Source organism: uncultured Aggregatibacter sp. (assembly GCF_938046485.1).
Classification (GTDB): Bacteria; Pseudomonadota; Gammaproteobacteria; order Enterobacterales; family Pasteurellaceae; genus Aggregatibacter.
Genome location: NZ_CALIWN010000009.1, coordinates 1 through 21777, shown reverse-complemented (window position 1 = coordinate 21777; position 21777 = coordinate 1). Strand labels below are relative to the sequence as shown.

The following is a 21777-nucleotide window of genomic DNA, read 5'->3' as shown; positions in this document are numbered from 1 at the left end:
GTTACTCTGTACACTTAAACTGTTCTAAATTGATTTTTTTCAAATGCGCACTCGGCACTTCCTGATGACTGGTTAAGATCACGATACCGCCATTTTGCGCGTGTTGTTCAAAAAGTGCGGTCAACACCGCCACGCCTTTTTTATCGATCGCATTAAATGGCTCATCTAAAATCCATAACGGTGCTTCTGATAACCACAAACGCGCCAATGCAATGCGTTTTTGCTGCCCGGCTGAAAGCTGTGCCGCAGGAATGTCTTCACGCCCCAGTAGTCCCACTGTTTGCAACACATCCCACAGTATTTCATCACCTTGGCGACAAGAGGTAATTTGTTGATAAAAACGCAAATTCTCCCACGCATTCAATTCCGGTTTAATGCCACTCTGATGTCCTAAATACAACAAATCAGAATGAAAAGCTTCACGCTGTTTAGCAATTGCGTCAGAATTCCACCGCACTTCACCTTCTAGAGGAGAGGCAAGCCCGGCAATAATGCGTAACAAACTGGTTTTCCCAATACCGTTGTGCCCTTCAATTTGCACAAAATCACCTGCCTGAATGTGTAAATTCACGCGATGAAAAAGGACTTTATCTCCCCGTTGGCAAGCGAGATTCTCAAGAATTAATTGATTGACCATAACAGATTGTTTCACAGACTTATTTTTGCGGGGCATTCTATCATAAGGAAATAAAATCGCAGGTTAAATCACATAACCATTTAGAGGTAGTTTAACCACTTTTTGACTTAGAACAAATTTCGTGCTTTGTTACAAATACGAATACCTCTCATAATGTGCGAAACCCTTGATATAACTGAGTTAATTCGTGGGTTATTCCCGATGTTTAACCGTTAACGTAACGTAGCAAACGACCGCAATCACAGAACAAAGCACCATGGCGAATAACATTGGCGCCGCCGAATTGGTCGGCAATAAAGACACCAAAGATCCCATGCAGGCGCCAATGCCAAACCGTACGCTCCCGACCATAGAATTCGCCGATCCTGCCGAATTGGGGAACTTTTCTAAAATAGAGGCCATCGCATTAGAGGAAATCAATGGATTTTGTCCCACAAACACTGCTACGCCCAGCGCCATTGACCAAAAACCTAAATCTAATAACGCCACAAGCAACAACCAGATGCCCGCCAAACCTTGTATCCCAAGCCCCAAACGGAACATGGTCTCTGCCCCCCATTTAGCCACTAAACGCCCATTTAAGAATGAACTAAAGGTCATCACGCCAATGTTCAACATAAAGAAATAGCCGAAATTTTCAGGCTTGATGCCGTAAATCCCGATATACACAATCGATCCTGCCGTTAAAAACGCAAATAAGCCGGCAAAGGCAAAGGACGTTGAGAACATATAACCTAACACCGGTTTTTGTTTCCATAACGCCATAAAATTACGGGCAATAATATTCAAGCGTAACGGAATCCGATTTTCTTTATGATGCGTTTCCGGCACCACAAAAAAGACCAGCAAAATACTCAATAGTCCCATGAAAGCAGTCACATAAAAAATGGCGTGCCAATGGAAAAAATAGACAATATAACCGCCGACAACCGGTGCAATCAACGGCGCAATCATAAACACCAGCGTAATTGTCGACATCATTTTGGAAAGTGCATTCTTGTCAAACAAATCACGCAACAATGCGCCCACCAATACCACCGGCGCCGCACCAAAAAAGCCCTGAACAAAACGAAGTGCGGTGAAATTTCCGATAGAATGGATTTGCGTTAAAATCAATGCCGCTATCGCAGAAACCGTTACGCCTAACAAAATAATTGGCTTGCGTCCGAAACTGTCACCGAACGGCCCCCAGAATAATTGCCCCAGTGCCAAACCATACGCAAAAGCGGTTAGTGTATGTTGCACCTGATCGTTTGTGACCTGTAAATCCTGCGCAATATTCAAAAACGCCGGCAGGTACATATCCACACCCAATGGCGGCAACATGGACAAAATACCCAACGCCACCACAAAAATAAAATTCGTTTTGACTGTTTTATTTGAACTCAAACTAGGATTCTCCACCTAAGTATGCGATTTCTTCCTCTGTTAGAGGACGAAATTCGCCTTCTGCCAAATGTTCATCTAACATCACATCACCGATCTTCCAACGATGTAATGCGATAACTTTATTGCCTAATGCAGCAAACATCCGTTTTACTTGATGATAACGCCCTTCGCTCAGGGTTAAATTCACGTTGTAATCATCTAAGATTTCAAGTTTAGCCGGCTTCGTCAGGGCTTTTTCCCCACGCAATAAAATGCCATCAGCACAAGCCCGCACATAATTTGCTTCAACAGGATCGGCCAAGGTGACCAAATACGTCTTCTCGCAATGAAATTTGGGTGAAGTAATTCGGTGCGACCACTGACCGTCATCCGTCAGTAACACCAAGCCTGTGGTATCCACATCCAACCGCCCGGCACTGTGCAAACGGGTAGATAACGGATAATCAAAAAATTGATAAATCGTCGGATGATCGCCATCTTCATGGGAGCAAATGTAACCTTGTGGTTTGTGCAACATAATGTATTGCCCATTTTCCACCCAAGTTAAACGCTCACCATCATAACAAACTTCATCATCAGGGCTCACTTTCGCCGCCCCGCTCTTTTCAATTTTACCGTTAACGGTGACCGCACTTTGGCGTAATACTTTTGCTGCCTGTGAACGGGTTAAACCGGTTGTTTCCGCTAAAAATTTATCTAAACGCATAAAAATTCCTTGTTTATTTTCACCGCTATTATAGCTTCAATTTCATTTCAGTGCCTGAGAAAACAAAATAAAAAAGACTAAGCACAATGCAGTACAGTGCTTAGTCTTTAAATAAAAATAAACCGAAGGAAGGTTAACGGCAAATCATCCGATTGCCCTCACATTAGCAGGGAGAAAATTACGCAAAGGCTTGTAATTCCGGATTAATTGGCGTATCCGCAAGGTTATTCACATAGTTACACAATGTTGCCAGACTTACCCCTAACACGACATCAATGGCATTTTCTTGCGTATAACCTGCCGCATAAAATGCTTGTTGTTGCGCGTCTGTGAGTTTTGCTTTTTGTAAAATCACCGCCAAGGTAAAACGCGCCAGTGCATCAAGCTTATCGTCTTGTTCAATGCGTGCTGTGGCGCGAATTTGGTTCACCAGTGTCTCTTCAAGTTTCAACACTTTCAACGCAATTTTAGTGTGCCCAGCAACGCAAAAGCCGCAGCCATTCACCACCGCTGCCGTGATTTGAACCACTTCACGTTCTGCCGCCGTTAAACTATTACGACCATTAATCGCACCCACTGTGCGATAGGTTTCTAATGCCGTCGGCGCATTGGCTAATACGCCAATTAAATTCGGAATGAATCCATTGGCATTTTGTACGGCTTTTAACGCCTCTTTCGCGGCTTCCGGTGCGCTTTCAATCGTATGGATAGGAAATGCTGACATAATAAACTCCTTACATAAATCACATAATGTCACCTTTGACATACTACAGGAGAGTGCAAGCATTAAAAAAGAAATAAAGGCTATGCCATAGATTCAAAAGTTATAAAGTGCGGTCAAAAATTCCTTGATTTTTTTCACTTCGGTTCGACATTCCGCTTTGCATCTTGAATAACCTTGTGGATAACTTGGTGAAAACAGGAAAGAATCTGCTTTTAAATTTTGCTGATCTCAGATTTTGCCTAGTCATAGTCGCTGTGAATTAAATTTTTAGCGTCCAATGGGATGACGCGCTCATGGCGCTATTCACGTTGCTGTTTTCGTCAATGCTACCGAAAAAATTCCCCTGTTCCCCCATATTTTCACCAAGTTCAGCCAGTGATTCAGCCACCTGTGAGTTATTCAGTATTTCTGTGGATAAAATTGTGTTTTCACCAAGGAATAACTCGAAATAACATTTCAAAACCGAAGTTACACTTTAAAAATTTTTAAATTTATCTTTATTTATCAATAAATTAACAACAAGCCAACCTCTATTCACAAATGCCACATCAATGCCATTTTTTGCTGTCTATTTATTGTTCAATACTAATTTTGTGTAAGACTAAAGAGCCTGTAAATATCGCGCCCAATCAAAATACTGACCGGGATCGATTTTCCGCCCCGGCGAGACATCACAATGGCCGACAATACGTTCTTTGGTAATTAACGGATAAACCCGCATAATCTCCAGTGTTAAACGCTGTAAAGACGCGTATTGTTGCGTGGTAAACGGCTGCTCATTGCTTCCTTCCAATTCAATCCCGATGGCAAAATCATTACATTTCTCCCGTCCCTCAAAACAGGAAACGCCCGCGTGCCAAGCACGATCATGAAAATTCACATACTGGGTTATCTCGCCTGCCCGATTAATCAAGCAATGTGCCGACACTCGAAGTGCGCTGATCTCGGCAAAATAAGGATGACGATGAGGATCCAATTTGCCTTGAAAAAAATCATCAATATCACTGCCGCCAAACTGCTCCGGCGGCAGGCTGATGTAATGAATAATCAATAAAGAAATATCTTGCGGATCAGGACGCAGATCAAAATGGGGGGATATTACTTTGCGCGTATTGGTCAACCAGCCTTTATCAATTTTGAGTGTTTTTTCTGTCATACGAATCTTATTTCTGCGATCAGGATCCCACAAAAGTGCGGTCAACTTTCGCTGTGTTTCTTCCTTTATCACAAAATACCAAGACAAAATAATCCCAAGTTTTATTTTACAAAGGTAGGTTTTATGAAAAGTCAGTCCGCATTTCTCTCTATGAAATCCGTTAAAAAAGGATTTACATTAATTGAATTAATGATCGTCATTGCGATCGTGGCTATTTTAGCCACCATCGCTATTCCATCTTATCAAAATTACACCAAAAAAGCGGCAGTTTCCGAACTGTTGCAAGCCTCTGCGCCGCTTCGTGCTGAAGTGGAGTTGTGCATTTATAACACCGGCAAAACAGAAGGTTGTAGTGGTGGGCAAAATGGCATTCAACCCGACATAACGAATGCCACACAAAAATATGTCCAATCCACTTCGGTTAAAAACGGCGCCATCACGGTAACCGGAAAAAGCACATTAGACAATGTTACTTATACCTTAACGGCATCCGGCGGCACCTCAAATGGCGTTACATGGACAGCCTCTTGTGGCACTAACGCTGACATCTTCCCGGCAGGTTTTTGTTCATAATCACAGGGCGGTGGCTTGATGCAGCATTTGGTGGAATCTTCCTATACAATCCGTAGCCAACAAGGCGAGCTATTTACGATTACGCCCGAGTTATGGCAACAAAACCAACAGCAGCAAACCGTCCTTTTGCGTTATTTGGCGCTACCATTAAAAGAAGAACCACAAAAATTATGGCTAGGGTTGGATTCCTTAACCAACCTTGCCGCTTGTGAAGCGTTTTCCTTTTTAACGGGGAAAAATATCGAGCCGGTACTCATTGAACCTGCCGTGTTAAAAAAGGCCTTGCAGGATTTAGTGCCACATCAAGAAAAACTCGATGAAAATCAACCGCTCTTGTATTCTGTCACACCGCAGGAACAACAAGAACAATTCTCCGATGAACCGACGATTCAGTTGCTTAACCAAATTTTTGAAAACGCCACAACAAAAAAGGCCTCCGATATTCATTTAGAACCGCAAGCGAATGTTTTACAAGTCCGTTTTCGTATTGACGGCGTATTACAAGTACAAAACACCATTACGCAGACACTCGCCAACCGACTGATTTCCCGTCTGAAATTACTGGCAAAATTGGACATCAGTGAAACCCGCCTGCCGCAAGACGGACGGTTTCAGTTTAAAACGACATTTTCCGATATTTTGGATTTTCGCTTATCCACACTTGCGACGCATTTTGGCGAAAAAGCCGTCTTGCGTTTACAACAAAACCGCCCCGTGCAACTGGCCTTTAGCGAACTGGGTATGACGGAACAACAGCAACACACATTTCGCCATGCACTCAGCCAACCGCAAGGGTTGATTTTAGTCACCGGCCCCACGGGAAGTGGCAAAAGTATTTCGTTATATACGGCATTACAATGGCTCAATACCCCCGACAAGCATATTATGACGGCAGAAGATCCCATTGAAATTCAATTACCGGGCATTATCCAAACTCAAGTGAATCCTCAAATCGGCTTGGATTTCAGTCGGTTGTTACGCACTTTTTTGCGTCAAGATCCCGACATTATTATGTTGGGTGAAATTCGTGACGAAGAAAGTGCCGCCATGGCTTTACGGGCGGCGCAAACCGGGCATTTGGTATTATCGACGCTACATACCAATGATGCCCCTTCGGCTATCTCACGTTTACAACAACTTGGCATTCAACAACACGAAATCGACAGCAGTTTATTACTGGTGATCGCCCAACGCTTAGTGCGTAAACGATGCCCAAAGTGCAGTGGAAATGCCACGCGTTTTTGCGATTGTCATCAAGGCTATAAAGGTCGAATCGGTGTTTATCAATTCCTTCAGCCTGATGTGTCACAAACCCAAGGTTATCAATTAGATTTTCAGAATTTATATGCCAGCGCCTTAGAAAAAGTGACGTCGAAAGTGACGGATTTAGCAGAAGTGCAACGAGTATTGGGTCAACCGAATGCGTAAATTGAAATTATTCAAATGGCGTGGAATCAACCGCTTACAGCAAAAGCAGAAAGGCACTATCGTGGCGGAAAGCGCCGTGATAGCACAACAACAGCTGATGTCACGCGGTTTACAACACATTAAACTGCAACAAAATTGGCAATTAAACAGCAAGCCTAAAAACGCCGAAGTCTGCGCGTTGCTTTCTCAGTTGGCGACCTTGTTACAAGCGGCGGTTCCGTTAAAAAATAGTCTGCAAATTTTGTTACAACATTGCACCAATATTGCGCTAAACGCGTGGTTGCGCCAACTTTTAAAGGATATTGAAAGCGGTTTGGCTTTTTCCCAAGCCTTAGAAAAACAAAGCGTAGAAAAACAAAATCAATATTTGACCTATCAAGATCGCCAATTAATTAAAGTCGGTGAAATGACGGGCAAGTTACCCACCGTATGCCATGAAATCGCGCAACACAAACAGCAGGCATTGGCGTTGCAACGCAAGATTCGAAAAATTCTGCTTTACCCGGTATTAGTGCTTGGCATATCGCTGATTTTAACCGCACTTTTACTGCTTTTTATCGTGCCGCAATTCGCCGAGATGTATGACAACAGTAGCGCGCAACTCCCGACTTTCACACAGGTGCTACTCACACTGTCGCAAGGATTACAGGATTATTGGCTGCATCTGTTGATTTGTATGACATTGACTACCCTATTTATCCGCGCCCGCCTGAAACACTCCCCTTGGTTTAATCGGCAAAAAATTCGATTAATTAATGCCATGCCTGTACTGAATCGCATCGTGCAACTTTCCCGTTTGGTGGGATTTAGCCGCAGTTTATTTTTAATGTTACAGGCGGGCGTGCCGCTGAATCAGGCTTTGCAGTCGTTTTTACCGCAAAATCCAAGTTGGCAAAGATCGCCAAACGTACAAGGCGATTGGCTGTTAATCGAAGAAGTGCAATCCATTTTACACTGGCTACAACAAGGTTATGCCTTCTCCGCCAGTGTGAGCGGTCATATTTTTCCGTTGGCAGCACAACAAATGCTACAAGTGGGCGAACAAAGTGGTCAGCTCCCCAAAATGTTGCAATTTATCGCCAACGATCATCAGCAACAATTGGACTATCAGATCGATCTGCTGTCACAAATGCTGGAGCCGTTGTTGATGGTCATTATCGGTGGGCTTATCGGCTTAATTATGCTCGGAATGTATTTGCCGATTTTCAATATGGGCGCGTTGGTGCAATGATAGGCGTTGCATTTGTCTTTACAGGTTGGTTTATAGGACGCCTGATTTATGGCTATGTGCATCGCTTCGCCTTCCGTTTAAGCCAAGAAATTCATGCCGTCTATATTGAAATTTACCCAAAAAACCCACCGCACTTTGCGCCGGAGAAATCCATATTGACGCCCATGAAAAGCAAGATTTCCCAACCTTATTACTGCCTCTTTTTCGCCTTGTTATTTGCCCTTTGCTATTGGCTAAACGAAGATATCTTCACGGCAATATGTTGGGCGTGTTTTTGTAGTTTATTATTCGCCATCTCGGTGGTGGATGGGTATTACCGCTTAATTTCTCCCGCCCTATGCCAAAACCTGTTTGCCCTCGGATTAGGCGCAGCCTATTGGCAAATTACGCCCCTTACACTGGAACAAAGCCTGCAAAGTGCGGTCGTTTTTTTCGGTGTTTTTTCTCTTATCTACTACGGCGCCAAAGGGTATTACAAACAAGAAGCTTTCGGGCGTGGCGATTGCTGGCTCGCCTTGGGATTAGGCTCGTTTTTCTCTTATGAGCAATTACCCGCCTTTTTATTATTTGCCTGCCTTTCGGGCTTGGTTTATGCGCTTTACAGCAAGCTAAGCAAACGCCACTTAACGACCATTCCTTTCGGCCCGTTTCTTTCCTTGTCCGGCGTACTGTGTCGGTTGCTTAATTGAAGCCATGGCCTTATGATCTACACATTCTCAATAGGCTTTTCAGGAAATCAACATGACTTATGTGGTAGGTCTCACAGGGGGAATCGGTAGCGGCAAAAGCACCATCGCCAAATTATTCGCCGAACTTGGTGTACCGGTTATTGACGCCGATATCGTGGCGCGTCAGGTAGTAGAAAAAGGCTCGCCTTTGTTACAACAAATCGTTGCACACTTTGGCACGGAAATGCTGTTAGAAAACGGCGAACTCAATCGCGCCGCCTTGCGGGAAAAGGTGTTTAATCACGAAACCGAAAAGCAATGGCTGAATCAATTATTACACCCCGCCATTCGCACCGAAATGCTTAACCAGCTGGCACAACAACGTGCGCCTTATTGCATTTTTATGGTGCCTCTATTAATAGAAAATAAACTGACCGCACTTTGCCAACGGGTGTTGGTAGTGGATGTGAGCGAACAAACCCAACTGACACGGGCAAGTCAACGCGATAACAATCAATTAGCGTTAATCAAAAATATCATGCAATCGCAAGTCAGCCGCTCAGAACGCCTACAACACGCCGATGATGTCATCAATAACGATGCAGATTTAAGCGAAAGCCTGCCGCAGTTAAAGCAAAAAGTGTTAGACTTGCACCATCATTATTTACAACTTTCGGAGAAATTTAATGACTAACGAAACCTTTAGCGTGCCTTGCCCGATTTGTCATAAACAAGTTGAATGGTCGGAACAAAGCCTCTACCGGCCATTTTGCAGCAAACGTTGCCAGTTAATTGATTTGGGCGAATGGGCGGCGGAAGAAAAAGCAATTCCTTGTGATACCGCCGATTTTGCCGAAAACGGTTTATTCAATGAAGACAGTGATTGGGTGAAACACTAATGCAAATTCAACATGAAGAAAATCACGCGCAAGGCGCCTTTTTTATTTTAGATGATCAACAACAACGCGTTGCGGAGCTAACCTATTATTTTGTCGATGAAAAAACGATTAATGCCAATCATACTTATGTGTCCGAAACCTTGCGCGGACAAGGTGTGGCGGATGAGTTATATCAAGCGTTGGTCGCTTTTATTCAAGAAAATCAACTGAAATTAGTGCCAAGCTGCAGTTATATTGCGAAAAAATGGCAGCAGGATAACCCGTAAGATTGAGATTTTGACATTATCTTGATAAAATTCACCGCACTTTATGTGCAAACATAAAGTGTTCGGATGAAGGTAGCTGGAGAGCGGGGAATTGACCCCACGCCGACGAGGTAAAATCTTTCAGGCGCGATGGCAGGGACTGTTACTGGACGAACCCTTGGAGAGATCCGTGTGCAACATTTAGCACTCACGGACGCCGAAGGCGCAAAGAAGCCATAAAAAAGGCTTTTCAAACGCTCAGGCAAAAGGACAGGGGCAGAAGATTTCGGTTGGTATAACGCAATTTCATTGTGTTATTTTCTATTTTATCTATCCGCAAAATTCTTTTCGCCTCCTTGTAATCAGGTTATTTACGAGGAATTTCAAATGTCATTAGAAGACGTTTTATCTGCAATCAACACTTTCGTGTGGGGGCCACCCCTCCTTATTTTATTAGCCGGCACGGGATTATATTTAACGCTGCGGCTGGGTTTCATTCAAATCACACAGTTACCGCGCGCATTGCGTTATTTATTCAAGCGAGATTCCGGTCTTCAGCAAAAAGGAGATGTGTCCTCTTTCGCCGCCTTGTGTACTGCCCTCGCCGCCACTATCGGCACGGGGAATATCGTGGGGGTTGCCACAGCCGTGCAAGCCGGTGGTCCGGGCGCCATTTTCTGGATGTGGTTGGTCGCATTACTCGGTATGGCAACCAAATATGCGGAATGTTTACTGGCGGTGAAATATCGCGTGCGTGACAAAAACGGCTTTATGGCGGGCGGTCCGATGTATTACATCGAACGCGGTCTCGGCTTAGGCTGGTTAGCCAAATTATTTGCCATCTTCGGTGTGTTGGTGGCTTTTTTCGGCATTGGCACCTTCCCGCAGGTCAACGCCATTACTCAAGCCATGAACGACACCTTCAGCGTGCCGATCGAAATCACCGCCGCTATCATTACCTTGCTTGTCGGGCTCATCATTCTTGGTGGTGTGAAGCGCATTGCGTTGGTATCCTCTTACATCGTACCCTTTATGGCGGTATTTTATGTGGCAACATCCCTCATCATCATTTTATTAAATTTAGATAAAATTCCGACCGCACTTGGCCTGATTTTACACAGTGCCTTTAACCCTGAGGCCGCATTGGGCGGTGCTCTGGGTTTCACGGTAATGAAAGCTATTCAGTCAGGCGTGGCGCGAGGGATTTTCTCCAATGAATCCGGCTTGGGAAGCGCACCGATCGCTGCCGCCGCCGCGCAAACTAAAGAGCCGGTGCGTCAAGGGCTAATTTCCATGACAGGGACGTTCCTTGATACCATCATCGTCTGCACCATGACAGGAATCGTATTAGTACTTACCGGCGCATGGCAAGCACCAGGCATGGCGGGTGCTGCGGTGACAAACTACGCTTTCTCACAAGGGTTAGGATCCTCTGTCGGTGCGACCATTGTTACCGTTGGCTTATTGTTCTTCGCCTTTACCACGATTCTAGGCTGGTGTTATTACGGTGAACGCTGTTTCGTGTACTTAGTTGGCATCAAAGGCATTAAGCTCTATCGTTTAGCCTTTATTATTTTGGTCGGCTGCGGTTCATTTATTCATTTAAACTTAATTTGGATTTTGGCGGACATCGTGAACGGCCTAATGGCGATTCCTAATTTAATCGCCTTAATTGGGTTGCGAAACGTGATTATTGAAGAAACCAAAGATTACTTTGCGCGTTTGAATACCCATAAATCCGATCTTGACGGTATGGCGTAAAGACAAAAAAAGCGGGGCTAAAAAGCCCCGTTTTTTATGATACCTTGCGGTGTCTTATTTAGACTTGCGTTTAGCCGCCTCTGTCGCCGCTTTGGTTTTTTCATCCATTTTGACGCTGATATTATGATCCACCACCACATTCATATTAATGGTGATGCCCTCTTTAGGGGTTTCTAATTGAATAGTCGGATTACAACCGAAAAGCATCAGGGATGCGGCAGCCAAACAAAAAAAGTGCGGTGATTTTTTCAGATGTTTTTTCATTGTTCTAAGTGTCGATAAAGTTGATATTGTAAATTTTGTTCAAATTGCGAGCCGTAGTCAACCATATCCCAGAGCTCAAACATATTCTCTTGATGGGTGTAATTCAAGGTAATCGGATGGTGAGGCCGTCGGGTTGGATTGAGCCCCGTAATCGTGGCACGCAATGTCATGTTTCCGTCAGGTGTCAAATTCAAGTTAGCGTGAGATTTTTCCAATTCCATTTCTTTTAATAAATCCACCAACATACGTTCTGTTAAACCGCCTTTTTTCAAACTACTCACCATATTATCGTGAAGCTTAATCTTCAATTTTCCGGCTTGTTCAAGACGTCCGTTACAAATTAAACAAGCATTATGCCCTAACCAGAACGGCAAGGAGGCATTAACCCGTCCGCTAACGCTCACTTGGTTATATTGTGCCAATTCCATCACTTGCGCTAAATCAATGTTGTCAAAACGCAGCACGGCTATTTTGCGTTGCGGGAAACTCAAACTGGGCACGCTAAGCAAACCATCAAACACGCCAACCTTCACTTTTTGTAAGGTTAGTGGTTGCTTGGCGGAGTTAGGGTAAGTCCCAAACACATCAAAAGCCGCTTCACGTATGGCAAGTGCACCCACGCGGATATTTTTTGCCGCGACCTGAATCGGTTTTGTGCGTGCGGTTCGTAGGGCAAGTTTTTGATAATTTAATGGGAAGCGAATATTTAAAGCTTGAATTTCCCCATCGGGGAAGGTGATGCCAACATTGCGCAGATTAAATTCACCCTGTAACGCCACGCCCTCGTCGTTAATCACGAAATCACTGCCCCCTTGAATACTGCCTTGGCGAATAATCCATGACCATTGTTGTGGGAATAACGATTGGAACACTTTCGCCGATTGCCCTTGCCAGCGAATGTTGCCATTCAGTGCCTGATTTTCATAACGGGCGGTAACCTCAATCGGACCAAGCGCACCAGCTTTTAAATCTCCTGCCAAATTGAAATTATCGATACTTTTCCCTTCAATCCCCACACCAAATACCGGACGAACAAAGCGTCCGCCATACGCAAATTCAATCCACTCCGTTTGGGCCTGGAGTAGCCCGCGAAGATGCGCTGCCTCATAATCCCAACGTAGGCGATCTTTCAATTCCAATGTCAAAGGCGCCATTTTCACTCCACCGGTATGCACATTGCCGGAATGGGCAGAAAGTTGATTTAATTCAATATGATCCGCTTCCCAAAAGCCCACACCTTTTATGTTCACCGGCGTATTCAAAGAGGTCCAGTGCGCCTCACCGTCAATCGTCCAATCCCAACGGTTCGCTGCACGCATTTCTGCCGCACGCAGGTTTTGGTGTTCATCGCGCAAATCGAACACGGTTTTAATTCCGGCAATAAACTCGTGCGCCTGTCCATCAAGCTTTAAATTTAACTGCTTAAACTGTGGGGTGAATCCTTGTAAAGTGGCTTGCAGACGTCCCTCTAAACCATAGCGTCCCACTTGTATGTTATCCAACGGCAGGCGTGCATGGATTTTGGTATCAGGTTGTACGTTATCCATTTTGAACACGGAACCGGGGCGGAATAGCAGTGTAGGTGCCTCAAAAACACCGCTAATATGATAGTCTAAATTGGTTTGTGCCACAGTGTGGTTATAACGCAAGTCACCACGCGTTTTGAGATCAAAGTTCAGTTGATTTTTATCCGCACCGCCACCAATTTCACCTTTTTTACCCGATATCACAATTTCGCCTTTGCCGAATTCACCAAAGGTTTGCACGATCACATCCACATCGGTTTCCAGCGGCAACCAACCCTCTTGCGGTTTACGCAAGGCTAAACCGAAGAAGCCTTTGATCGGCTGATAACCGTCAAACGTCCAATAAAATGTTCCCCAGTTAATGGCTAAACCATTGGCAGTAAACGTAAAAGGCACATCTAATAACGGTTTATCACGGCTTAAATCCTGTGCGTTGATTTGTCCTTTCTCACCGTTCCAGCTCAATTGAAGCGCGCCTTTGTTCACACTAAAATCGGCATTTTGCCAATCCAAGCGTAGCTCGCCTTGCTGCGGTAATTGAGACAGATCTTCTTGCAGTTGGGTAGAAAAATGCAAGTGATAGGTTTGTCCGTTAAGCGGTTGATAATCGGTTTGTCCCTGCCATTGGAACGAATGGTTTAGGCGAGCGAGCGTCGATTGATGATGTAAAATCACATGATCATCATGAGTCTTCGCATTGGTAGTTAATTGCAAACGATGACCGTCATAATTTGCGGTTGCTGCAATATCAGCCTCCAACAGCGCACGTAGCCTAGGTGGTATATCCAGCGCCTGGCTATTCTCCAATCGAAAATGCTGAACATTTACCTCTACAGACGGGAGAACGGAAAAAAGTGCGGTCAAATTTGGCGATGTTTTTGTCTCATCAGAGGAAGGCAGCTGATTGAGGCAGTCATAATCCAACCCGGCATGTGCCACGTCAAGTTGACGAGGCTCCCACCAATGAAGACGCACATCACTGAATGTCGCCAAAGTACATTGCCCTGCTCGAATATCCAGTTCGGGCAGTTGTAAACCGGTGAGGTGTAAATGCCATCGTTCAGGCAGTTGCAAGGCATAATCTGGTGCGAGGAAGCGGTTAACCCATGTTTCGACTTGTTTCGGCGTGATCCACCACGGTAACGCGCAAATGATCGCCACCGTTAATACTATCAATCCAAGTAAGCAACCGCACCATCGCTTCATACTATTTACCGTTCATCGCTAACGCTAATTTTTCTTTATCCAAGGCATTTTCCCAGCGCGCCACAACAATGGTCGCACAGGCGTTACCCACCAAATTTGTTAACGCACGGCATTCGGACATAAAACGATCAATTCCCAAAATTAACGCCATGCCCTCAACCGGCAGCCCCGGAACCACGGAAAGTGTGGCAGCTAATGTAATAAAACCGGCACCGGTTACGCCGGCAGCGCCTTTTGAACTTAACATCGCAACAAACAACAAGGTAAATTGCTCGCTAATGGAAAGATCCGTATTGGTGGCTTGCGCAATAAATAATGCGGCCATTGTCATATAGATATTTGTACCGTCCAAATTAAAAGAATAACCGGTCGGCACCACTAATCCCACCACTGATTTTTTACAACCGGCCGCCTCCATTTTTTGCATTAAGGTCGGCAACGCGGCTTCTGAGGAGGACGTTCCTAAGACTAACCACAATTCTTGCTTAATATAGCGCACCATTTTCAAAATAGAGAAACCGTTATAACGTGCGACCGCGCCTAAGATAAAAATAATAAACAACAAGGATGTAATGTAAAACGTCACAATTAAAAGCATCAAATGGCTAATGGAACTTAACCCATATTTTCCTACGGTGAACGCCATCGCGCCTAATGCACCTAAAGGGGCGACTTTCATCAAAATTGACACCACCTTAAACATCGGCGCTGTCGCAAGTCGTAGGAGTTCCGTAATAGGCTGCGCTTTGTCGCCCACCGAAGCCAATGCCACCCCAAACAACACGGAAATAAACAAGACTTGCAGAATATTACCTTCTACTAATGGGCTTAATACGGTGGTAGGAATGATGTTCATTAAGAAAGCCGTTAGCGTGCTATCCTGCGCTTTCGCAACGTATTCTGACACTTTTTCAGAGGTTAACGACGCCGGATCAATATTTAATCCTGCTCCGGGTTCAATAATATTAGCCACAACCATTCCGATCACAAGCGCCAACGTCGAAAAGGTCACAAAATACAGCATCGCCTTTCCGGCAACCCGCCCAACCGCTTTCATGTCGTTCATACCGGCAATACCGGTAACGACGGTCAGAAAAATCACCGGTGCGATGATCATTTTAACCAGCTTAATAAATGCTTCACCTAACGGTTTTAAACCGGCACCGAAATCAGGAAAAAAATTCCCTAATAAAATACCGATAATAATCGCAATAATGACTTGCACGTATAAGCTTTGATAGAACTTCGGTTTACGCGGAGGCATCGCCTGAGATGGGGTATCAACGCTTAACATAGTCTATCCTCGTTTTGTGAAAGTGATGGGCGCATTTTGCCCGCAAAAAAGCAGGTAATTTATCTGCTAATTAAATTAAACACAATCTTTATTTGTTTACGTTACGATGATTTACGCATTTCGCTGATTTTCATTGAAAAACGTCAAAATCGGCGATAAAAAATGCGCTTAACATTAAGCGCATTCTAATGATGAATTGTCGTCCTTTACTGGATTAACTCAACCGGTACTTTTACTACCAATTTTTTGATTTTGGCGGATTGACCGTTTACGTTACAACAAGGCTTATGGGGTTCATAAGGATAGAATACGGCAAACATATTTGGCACTAATGTAATCGTGCTTTTGTTGTCGATTTCTTGGGTAAGTTGGTAATCGTCATCTTCGTGATAGGCTTCGTATTTATTTAAGTCAGGATAGGTTGCGCCGACTTCAATATTTTCTACACCGCGGATAAGTACTTGAACGTCTAAATATTTGTGGTGAAGTTCTGCTTTTTTACTTGCGGCTTCTGCCAGTTCAGGTTCCATCACGTTCATATAAATTTGGTCAGTAATATCATGACGACCAACCTCTAATGTTTCTAAATCCAAACCTTTTAAATACTCACAGGTTTCGGCAATGACTTTTGGTAAGCCGAGTTTAAAATCGGTACGGGTTAAATCTCCAATTAACATGTTTCCTCCTTTTTTACTTTGAAAACTGGAGTGATTTTATCATCAACCTTATTTTTCAGATAGTCATAAATGGGAATTGCGTAAATAAAGTTACCCATCAAGGCAAAAGCTCTGTATAATGCCTGCGTTTTATTTTCTAAATTAGCGTGCGGCTAACAAAAATGATTTTCCGCGAAGTCGCCAAGAAAAGTGCGGTCGGTTTTAAGATTATTTTTGCTAGTCGCAAATTGGAAAATAAAACATTGTGATTACTCATTTAAAAAGGAAAACATTGTGAATCCAATTGTTAAACAATTTAAATACGGTCAACATACCGTAACCTTAGAAACCGGCGCTATTGCACGTCAAGCTACCGCCGCCGTCATGGCAAGCATGGACGATACGACGGTATTTGTTACTGTGGTTGCCAAAAAAGATGTGAAAGAAGGTCAAGATTTCTTTCCATTAACCGTTAACTATCAAGAGCGTACTTATGCCGCCGGTCGTATTCCGGGCGGTTTCTTCAAACGCGAGGGGCGTCCGTCTGAAGGTGAAACCTTAATTGCCCGTTTAATCGACCGTCCGATTCGTCCGTTATTCCCGGAAGGTTTCTTTAATGAAATCCAAGTAGTTGCGACGGTTGTTTCTGTAAACCCACAAATCAGCCCGGATTTAGTCGCCATGATCGGTGCGTCTGCTGCGTTGTCTTTATCCGGTGTGCCATTCAATGGCCCGATTGGTGCGGCGCGTGTCGGTTTCATCAACGATCAATTCGTATTAAACCCAACCATTAACGAACAAAAACAAAGCCGTTTGGATTTAGTGGTTGCAGGTACTGACAAAGCCGTATTAATGGTGGAATCTGAAGCAGATATCCTCACTGAAGAACAAATGTTGGCTGCGGTGGTTTATGGTCACCAGCAACAACAAGTGGTGATTGAAGCCATTAAAGAATTGGTTGCTGAAGCCGGTAAACCACGTTGGGATTGGGTTGCACCTGAACCAAACACTGATTTAATCAATAAAGTAAAAGCATTAGCTGAAGCACGTTTAGGCGATGCATATCGTATTACCGAAAAACAAGCCCGTTATGAGCAAATTGATGCGATTAAAGCTGACGTTGTTGCACAAATTACGGCTGAAGATGAAGACGTCAGCGAAGGGAAAATTATTGATATTTTCACCGCACTTGAAAGCCAAATCGTGCGTGGACGTATTCTTGCCGGTGAACCACGTATTGACGGACGTACCGTTGATACCATTCGTGCATTAGATATTTGCACCGGTGTGTTACCGCGTACTCACGGTTCTGCGATTTTTACCCGTGGTGAAACCCAAGCGTTGGCCGTCGCTACGTTAGGGACTGAACGCGATGCGCAAATCATTGATGAATTAACCGGTGAGCGTCAAGATCACTTCTTGTTCCACTATAACTTCCCTCCGTATTCTGTGGGTGAAACCGGTATGATCGGTTCACCAAAACGTCGTGAAATCGGTCATGGTCGTTTGGCGAAACGTGGCGTGGCAGCAGTGATGCCAACCTTAGCGGAATTCCCGTATGTGGTACGTGTAGTATCTGAAATTACCGAATCCAACGGTTCTTCTTCCATGGCTTCCGTGTGTGGTGCTTCTCTTGCATTAATGGATGCCGGTGTGCCGATTAAAGCGGCTGTCGCAGGTATCGCTATGGGCTTGGTGAAAGAAGATGACAAATTTGTCGTGCTTTCCGATATTCTTGGTGATGAAGACCACCTAGGTGATATGGACTTTAAAGTGGCGGGTACGCGTCAAGGTGTAACTGCACTGCAAATGGATATCAAAATTGAAGGTATCACCGCTGAAATCATGCAAATTGCATTAAATCAAGCGAAAAGTGCACGTATGCACATTCTTGGCGTAATGGAGCAAGCGATTCCGGCGCCACGTGCAGATATTTCTGATTTCGCACCACGTATCTACACCATGAAAATTGATCCGAAGAAAATCAAAGATGTGATCGGTAAAGGTGGTGCGGTGATTCGTGCATTGACCGAAGAAACTGGTACTTCCATTGATATTGATGATGACGGTACAGTGAAAATCGCTGCGGTAGATAAGAATGCCGTACAAGATGTGATGGCACGTATCGAAGACATCACTGCTGAAGTAGAAGCGGGTGCCATTTACAAAGGTAAAGTGACTCGTTTAGCCGATTTCGGTGCATTCGTTTCTATCGTAGGTAATAAAGAAGGCTTGGTTCACATTTCTCAAATTGCGGAAGAACGTGTGGAAAAAGTCAGCGACTATCTACAAGTAGGACAAGAAGTGATGGTTAAAGTGGTGGAAATCGATCGTCAAGGTCGTATCCGTTTAACCATGAAAGAACTTGCTCCGAAAGCAGAAACTGCTCAACACGTATCCGATGATATTGTAGAGCAGGCATAATTTAAATTTTTTCAAAATGTTACGGTACATTATGTGCCGTAACATTTGTTTTTCAACAAGCAATACTCTGCTTTAAGGCTTATAAAGAAATGACGCAACGTAATGGGTTGTCTAATTTCGCGATTTTCCTAACTATTTTATTTTCAGTCTTTGTATTATCAGGCTGTGTCGGCTTGAGCAATACCTTTGTGTCTAAAAATAAAGTCGTGTTAGCCGAGCAAAATCCAAGCCAGCATTTTGAACAGGAAGTCATGATTGTTCGAATTAGTCAGGTGTTGCTCGTTGGAAAAATGAGTAATGAAGAACGTGCTTCTCTCCATTTTGAACGGGGCGTGCTTTACGATAGTTTGGGGCTTTGGGCTTTAGCGCGTTATGACTTTACTCAAGCACTTGCATTGCAACCAAAAATGGCGGCAGTGTATAACTATCTAGGGCTTTATTTATTACTGGATGAAGACTATGACGGCGCATTAGAAGCCTTTAATACGGTTTTCAGCCTCGATCCTGACTATGAATATACCTTCCTTAATCGAGCATTAGACTTCTATTATGTGGAACGGTATAACCTCGCCGAACAGGATTTCTTGGCATTTTATCAACGTAATAAATCGGATCCTTACCGCGTCTTGTGGCTGTATTTGAATGAATTAAAATTCAAGCCAGCTGAGGCGCAAAAAAATCTGGCTCAACGTGCCGTTGGGCTTTCTCAGGATTATTGGGGTACCTACATTGTCCAGTATTATTTGGGCAAATTGTCAGTTCAGGAACTACAGGCTAAAGCGCAGCAGTTTGCCACAAAAACTGCGACGCAATACGCAGAGATTCTGACTGAAACCTACTTTTATCTAGCAAAACAAAAACTCAATATGGGACAGGTTGATGAGGCAGAGACCTTATTCAAACTGGCTGTTGCAAATCAGGTGTATAACTTTGTGGAGTATCGTTTTGCGGTGTTTGAGCTATCGAAATTAGGACAACAGGCTCAAGCAGAATAACGGTGAGCATGGCTCAACCGGCGATGCGTTGTAAGACGCAAAACGACACATTGTAATTAACCTGAAAGCGTCTATTGAGCTTTCCTTTTATACATTCGAGTATTTTTAATGACTGAAACTAAAATGACTTTCAAGGATTTAGGCTTGCCTGAATTCATCCTTAATGCTGTTTCCGATCTTGGTTTTGAAACACCATCTCCAATTCAACAAATTTGTATACCGCACTTATTAGAAGGCCGCGATGTACTGGGCATGGCACAAACCGGGAGTGGAAAAACCGCGGCTTTCTCTTTGCCTATTTTGGCGCAAATCGATCCGACCGAAAAACACCCGCAATTATTAGTGATGGCGCCGACCCGTGAATTAGCTATTCAAGTTGCAGATGCATGTGAGCAATTCGTGAAATATGCCAAAGGCATCAATATTGTGACTTTGTACGGTGGTCAACGTTATGACATCCAATTACGTGCGTTAAAACAAGGGGCGCAAGTTGTGGTGGGCACACCAGGTCGTATTTTGGATCACCTACGTCGTGGTACCTTAAGCCTTGCTGAGCTTAAAGCGATCGTGTTAGACGAAGCGGATGAAATGTTACGCATGGGCTTTATTGATGATGTGGAAACCGTGATGGCAGAATTACCGGAACATCATCAAACCGCACTTTTCTCTGCCACCATGCCGGAGCCAATTCGTCGAATCACCAAACGCTTTATGAAGGATCCGCAAGAAGTCAAAATTAAAGCGACCCAACAAAGTGCGCCGGATATTGCGCAAAGTTGTTGGTATGTTCATGGCTTCCGCAAAAATGATGCCTTGTTGCGTTTCTTGGAAGTGGAAGATTTTGATGCAGCGATTATTTTCACCCGTACCAAAACCGGCACGTTAGACGTGACCGAATTATTAGAAAAACACGGTTTCCGTGCGGCGGCATTGAATGGCGATATGACACAACAATTACGTGAACAAACCTTAGATCGTTTGCGTAGTGGTAGCTTAGACATCGTTGTGGCGACAGACGTGGCGGCGCGTGGTATCGATATTGAACGTATTAGCCTTGTGGTGAACTACGACATTCCGCTTGATGCAGAATCCTATGTGCATCGTATCGGTCGTACCGGCCGTGCAGGGCGTTCCGGTCGTGCGTTATTGTTTGTTGAACCGCGTGAACGCCGTTTGTTGCGCAATGTTGAACACCTTATCAAGAAAAATATTGAAGAGGTGGAGTTGCCGAACCATGAAGTGTTACAAGCTTGTCGTCGTAAAAAATTTAAAGATAAAATTACCACACAGTTGGAACATCATGATTTAGAGCTTTACCGTGAATTGTTGGAAGATATGTTTACTGCCGACCAATCACAAGAAGATATTGCCGCCGCTATGATGATGTTGTTACAAGGCAAACAAAAACTGATTCTTCCGCCGGATCCGGTGGTGGATAAAAAAGCCCGTCGTGATCGTAGTGAGCGCGGTGACCGTCGTGAGAACCCACGTTCGGCAGAACGTCGTGGTGAACGTAAAGGCTATGGCAGTCCACAACCAATGGATTTATATCGTATTGAAGTGGGGCGTGGAGATGGCGTGGAAGTTCGCCATATTGTTGGTGCTATTGCGAATGAAGGCGATATTAATAGTCGCTACATCGGTCACATCAAGTTGTATGATGATTATTCCACCATTGAATTGCCACAAGGTATGCCGAAAGAATTGTTACAACAATTTGCGAAAACGCGTGTGTTAAATAAACAAATGCGTATGTCTTTTATCGGCGAAGCCAAAGGCGACCGTGGCGGTGATAATTTTGGCGGAAAACGCCGTGGCGGACGTTTTGAAGAAAAAGGTTTCAAAGGCGATCGTAAATTTAAAGAAAAATCTCACCGCACTTTTAAAGAGAAACGTGAGTTTAGAAAATAAAAAAGAAGACCGCACCTAAAGTGCGGTCGTTTTTTAGATAAATTAACAGTCTATGTTAAGAAAGCGCGTTTACTATGGATTACG

21 protein-coding genes and 1 riboswitch are annotated in these 21777 nt (G+C 44.1%); of the genes, 11 read left to right on the top strand and 10 right to left on the bottom strand.

All coding sequences use genetic code 11. The annotated features are described in order from the left end of the window. Nucleotide 1: 1 nt before the first annotated feature. From ccmA to ampD, 6 genes are all read right to left on the bottom strand, one after another. Nucleotides 2-637 (bottom strand): cytochrome c biogenesis heme-transporting ATPase CcmA, encoded by a 636-nt coding sequence (gene ccmA / locus Q0203_RS00660; protein WP_033002511.1) that lies wholly within the window; start codon nucleotides 635-637, stop codon nucleotides 2-4. Nucleotides 638-829: 192 nt separating this feature from the next. Next, nucleotides 830-2026 (bottom strand): Bcr/CflA family multidrug efflux MFS transporter, encoded by a 1197-nt coding sequence (locus Q0203_RS00655; RefSeq protein WP_033002479.1) that lies wholly within the window; start codon nucleotides 2024-2026, stop codon nucleotides 830-832. Between the two features lies 1 nt (nucleotide 2027). Beyond that, nucleotides 2028-2732: a 16S rRNA pseudouridine(516) synthase RsuA gene (gene rsuA / locus Q0203_RS00650; protein WP_297928808.1), complete on the bottom strand. Its 705-nt coding sequence runs from the start codon at nucleotides 2730-2732 to the stop codon at nucleotides 2028-2030. A gap of 178 nt (nucleotides 2733-2910) precedes the next feature. Further along, on the bottom strand, nucleotides 2911-3456 hold the full coding sequence (locus tag Q0203_RS00645; RefSeq protein ID WP_297928806.1) for a carboxymuconolactone decarboxylase family protein: 546 nt from the start codon (nucleotides 3454-3456) through the stop codon (nucleotides 2911-2913). 259 nt (nucleotides 3457-3715) lie between these two features. After that, complete coding sequence (locus tag Q0203_RS00640) at nucleotides 3716-3916, bottom strand: hypothetical protein (RefSeq protein WP_297928804.1); 201 nt, start codon at nucleotides 3914-3916, stop codon at nucleotides 3716-3718. Between the two features lie 141 nt (nucleotides 3917-4057). Then, nucleotides 4058-4612, bottom strand: coding sequence for a 1,6-anhydro-N-acetylmuramyl-L-alanine amidase AmpD (ampD, locus tag Q0203_RS00635; protein ID WP_297928802.1), 555 nt, complete (start codon nucleotides 4610-4612; stop codon nucleotides 4058-4060). 123 nt (nucleotides 4613-4735) lie between these two features. Here ampD and Q0203_RS00630 point away from each other — a divergent pair, with 123 nt between their 5' ends. The 8 genes from Q0203_RS00630 to Q0203_RS00595 all read left to right on the top strand — a co-directional run bounded on the left by Q0203_RS00630 (nucleotide 4736) and on the right by Q0203_RS00595 (nucleotide 11417). Further along, complete coding sequence (locus tag Q0203_RS00630) at nucleotides 4736-5185, top strand: prepilin-type N-terminal cleavage/methylation domain-containing protein (protein WP_297928800.1); 450 nt, start codon at nucleotides 4736-4738, stop codon at nucleotides 5183-5185. Between the two features lie 18 nt (nucleotides 5186-5203). Then, on the top strand, nucleotides 5204-6613 hold the full coding sequence (locus tag Q0203_RS00625) for a GspE/PulE family protein (RefSeq protein ID WP_297928799.1): 1410 nt from the start codon (nucleotides 5204-5206) through the stop codon (nucleotides 6611-6613). Next, complete coding sequence (locus Q0203_RS00620) at nucleotides 6606-7844, top strand: type II secretion system F family protein (protein ID WP_297928798.1); 1239 nt, start codon at nucleotides 6606-6608, stop codon at nucleotides 7842-7844. Before Q0203_RS00625 ends, Q0203_RS00620 begins: the two co-directional genes overlap by 8 nt. Continuing rightward, a complete protein-coding gene (locus Q0203_RS00615) occupies nucleotides 7841-8533 on the top strand; it encodes an A24 family peptidase (RefSeq protein ID WP_297928796.1) in 693 nt (230 codons plus the stop codon). Before Q0203_RS00620 ends, Q0203_RS00615 begins: the two co-directional genes overlap by 4 nt. Before the next feature lie 52 nt (nucleotides 8534-8585). Then, the gene (gene coaE, locus Q0203_RS00610) at nucleotides 8586-9206 is read left to right on the top strand and encodes a dephospho-CoA kinase (protein WP_297928794.1); all 621 of its coding nucleotides are present in this window, start codon (nucleotides 8586-8588) and stop codon (nucleotides 9204-9206) included. After that, on the top strand, nucleotides 9199-9411 hold the full coding sequence (gene yacG / locus Q0203_RS00605) for a DNA gyrase inhibitor YacG (RefSeq protein WP_297928792.1): 213 nt from the start codon (nucleotides 9199-9201) through the stop codon (nucleotides 9409-9411). Before coaE ends, yacG begins: the two co-directional genes overlap by 8 nt. Continuing rightward, nucleotides 9411-9677 (top strand): GNAT family N-acetyltransferase, encoded by a 267-nt coding sequence (locus Q0203_RS00600; RefSeq protein ID WP_297928791.1) that lies wholly within the window; start codon nucleotides 9411-9413, stop codon nucleotides 9675-9677. Before yacG ends, Q0203_RS00600 begins: the two co-directional genes overlap by 1 nt. A 147-nt stretch (nucleotides 9678-9824) precedes the next feature. Continuing rightward, a riboswitch (glycine riboswitch) is annotated at nucleotides 9825-9940 on the top strand. A 103-nt stretch (nucleotides 9941-10043) separates the two neighbouring features. Further along, the gene (locus tag Q0203_RS00595) at nucleotides 10044-11417 is read left to right on the top strand and encodes a sodium:alanine symporter family protein (protein ID WP_297928790.1); all 1374 of its coding nucleotides are present in this window, start codon (nucleotides 10044-10046) and stop codon (nucleotides 11415-11417) included. 54 nt (nucleotides 11418-11471) lie between these two features. Here Q0203_RS00595 and Q0203_RS00590 read toward each other — a convergent pair whose 3' ends face one another. The 4 genes from Q0203_RS00590 to nanQ form a co-directional block, all read right to left on the bottom strand. Beyond that, entirely contained in the window at nucleotides 11472-11681 is a 210-nt protein-coding gene (locus tag Q0203_RS00590) for a YnbE family lipoprotein (RefSeq protein WP_297928789.1), read from the bottom strand. Continuing rightward, nucleotides 11678-14413, bottom strand: coding sequence for a YdbH family protein (locus Q0203_RS00585; RefSeq protein ID WP_297928787.1), 2736 nt, complete (start codon nucleotides 14411-14413; stop codon nucleotides 11678-11680). The genes Q0203_RS00590 and Q0203_RS00585 overlap by 4 nt, the downstream gene beginning before the upstream one ends. Before the next feature lies 1 nt (nucleotide 14414). Then, nucleotides 14415-15707 carry a dicarboxylate/amino acid:cation symporter gene (locus Q0203_RS00580; RefSeq protein WP_290521119.1) on the bottom strand — a complete coding sequence of 431 codons (1293 nt, stop codon included), beginning with the start codon at nucleotides 15705-15707 and terminating at the stop codon, nucleotides 14415-14417. 206 nt (nucleotides 15708-15913) lie between these two features. Further along, nucleotides 15914-16384, bottom strand: a complete 471-nt coding sequence (gene nanQ, locus Q0203_RS00575; RefSeq protein ID WP_297928785.1) for an N-acetylneuraminate anomerase — start codon at nucleotides 16382-16384, stop codon at nucleotides 15914-15916. Nucleotides 16385-16657: 273 nt separating this feature from the next. Here nanQ and pnp point away from each other — a divergent pair, with 273 nt between their 5' ends. The 3 genes from pnp to Q0203_RS00560 all read left to right on the top strand — a co-directional run bounded on the left by pnp (nucleotide 16658) and on the right by Q0203_RS00560 (nucleotide 21693). Beyond that, nucleotides 16658-18787: a polyribonucleotide nucleotidyltransferase gene (gene pnp / locus Q0203_RS00570; protein WP_297928783.1), complete on the top strand. Its 2130-nt coding sequence runs from the start codon at nucleotides 16658-16660 to the stop codon at nucleotides 18785-18787. Between the two features lie 89 nt (nucleotides 18788-18876). Further along, nucleotides 18877-19782 carry a lipoprotein NlpI gene (gene nlpI / locus Q0203_RS00565; protein ID WP_297928781.1) on the top strand — a complete coding sequence of 302 codons (906 nt, stop codon included), beginning with the start codon at nucleotides 18877-18879 and terminating at the stop codon, nucleotides 19780-19782. Nucleotides 19783-19890: 108 nt separating this feature from the next. Next, nucleotides 19891-21693, top strand: a complete 1803-nt coding sequence (locus tag Q0203_RS00560) for a DEAD/DEAH box helicase (protein WP_297928779.1) — start codon at nucleotides 19891-19893, stop codon at nucleotides 21691-21693. Nucleotides 21694-21777: the final 84 nt, after the last annotated feature.

Bases quoted from the DNA above. Each gene is read 5' to 3' on its own strand.
- Q0203_RS00625 (WP_297928799.1), top strand. From the start codon at position 5,204: ATGCAGCATTTGGTGGAATCTTCCTATACAATCCGTAGCCAACAAGGC.
- Q0203_RS00560 (WP_297928779.1), top strand. From the start codon at position 19,891: ATGACTGAAACTAAAATGACTTTCAAGGATTTAGGCTTGCCTGAATTC.
- ampD (WP_297928802.1), bottom strand. From the start codon at position 4,612: ATGACAGAAAAAACACTCAAAATTGATAAAGGCTGGTTGACCAATACG.
- nlpI (WP_297928781.1), top strand. From the start codon at position 18,877: ATGACGCAACGTAATGGGTTGTCTAATTTCGCGATTTTCCTAACTATT.
- Q0203_RS00580 (WP_290521119.1), bottom strand. From the start codon at position 15,707: ATGTTAAGCGTTGATACCCCATCTCAGGCGATGCCTCCGCGTAAACCG.
- ccmA (WP_033002511.1), bottom strand. From the start codon at position 637: ATGGTCAATCAATTAATTCTTGAGAATCTCGCTTGCCAACGGGGAGAT.
- Q0203_RS00630 (WP_297928800.1), top strand. From the start codon at position 4,736: ATGAAAAGTCAGTCCGCATTTCTCTCTATGAAATCCGTTAAAAAAGGA.
- Q0203_RS00645 (WP_297928806.1), bottom strand. From the start codon at position 3,456: ATGTCAGCATTTCCTATCCATACGATTGAAAGCGCACCGGAAGCCGCG.
- Q0203_RS00585 (WP_297928787.1), bottom strand. From the start codon at position 14,413: ATGAAGCGATGGTGCGGTTGCTTACTTGGATTGATAGTATTAACGGTG.
- Q0203_RS00595 (WP_297928790.1), top strand. From the start codon at position 10,044: ATGTCATTAGAAGACGTTTTATCTGCAATCAACACTTTCGTGTGGGGG.
- Q0203_RS00620 (WP_297928798.1), top strand. From the start codon at position 6,606: ATGCGTAAATTGAAATTATTCAAATGGCGTGGAATCAACCGCTTACAG.
- nanQ (WP_297928785.1), bottom strand. From the start codon at position 16,384: ATGTTAATTGGAGATTTAACCCGTACCGATTTTAAACTCGGCTTACCA.
- Q0203_RS00590 (WP_297928789.1), bottom strand. From the start codon at position 11,681: ATGAAAAAACATCTGAAAAAATCACCGCACTTTTTTTGTTTGGCTGCC.
- Q0203_RS00615 (WP_297928796.1), top strand. From the start codon at position 7,841: ATGATAGGCGTTGCATTTGTCTTTACAGGTTGGTTTATAGGACGCCTG.
- coaE (WP_297928794.1), top strand. From the start codon at position 8,586: ATGACTTATGTGGTAGGTCTCACAGGGGGAATCGGTAGCGGCAAAAGC.
- rsuA (WP_297928808.1), bottom strand. From the start codon at position 2,732: ATGCGTTTAGATAAATTTTTAGCGGAAACAACCGGTTTAACCCGTTCA.
- Q0203_RS00600 (WP_297928791.1), top strand. From the start codon at position 9,411: ATGCAAATTCAACATGAAGAAAATCACGCGCAAGGCGCCTTTTTTATT.
- yacG (WP_297928792.1), top strand. From the start codon at position 9,199: ATGACTAACGAAACCTTTAGCGTGCCTTGCCCGATTTGTCATAAACAA.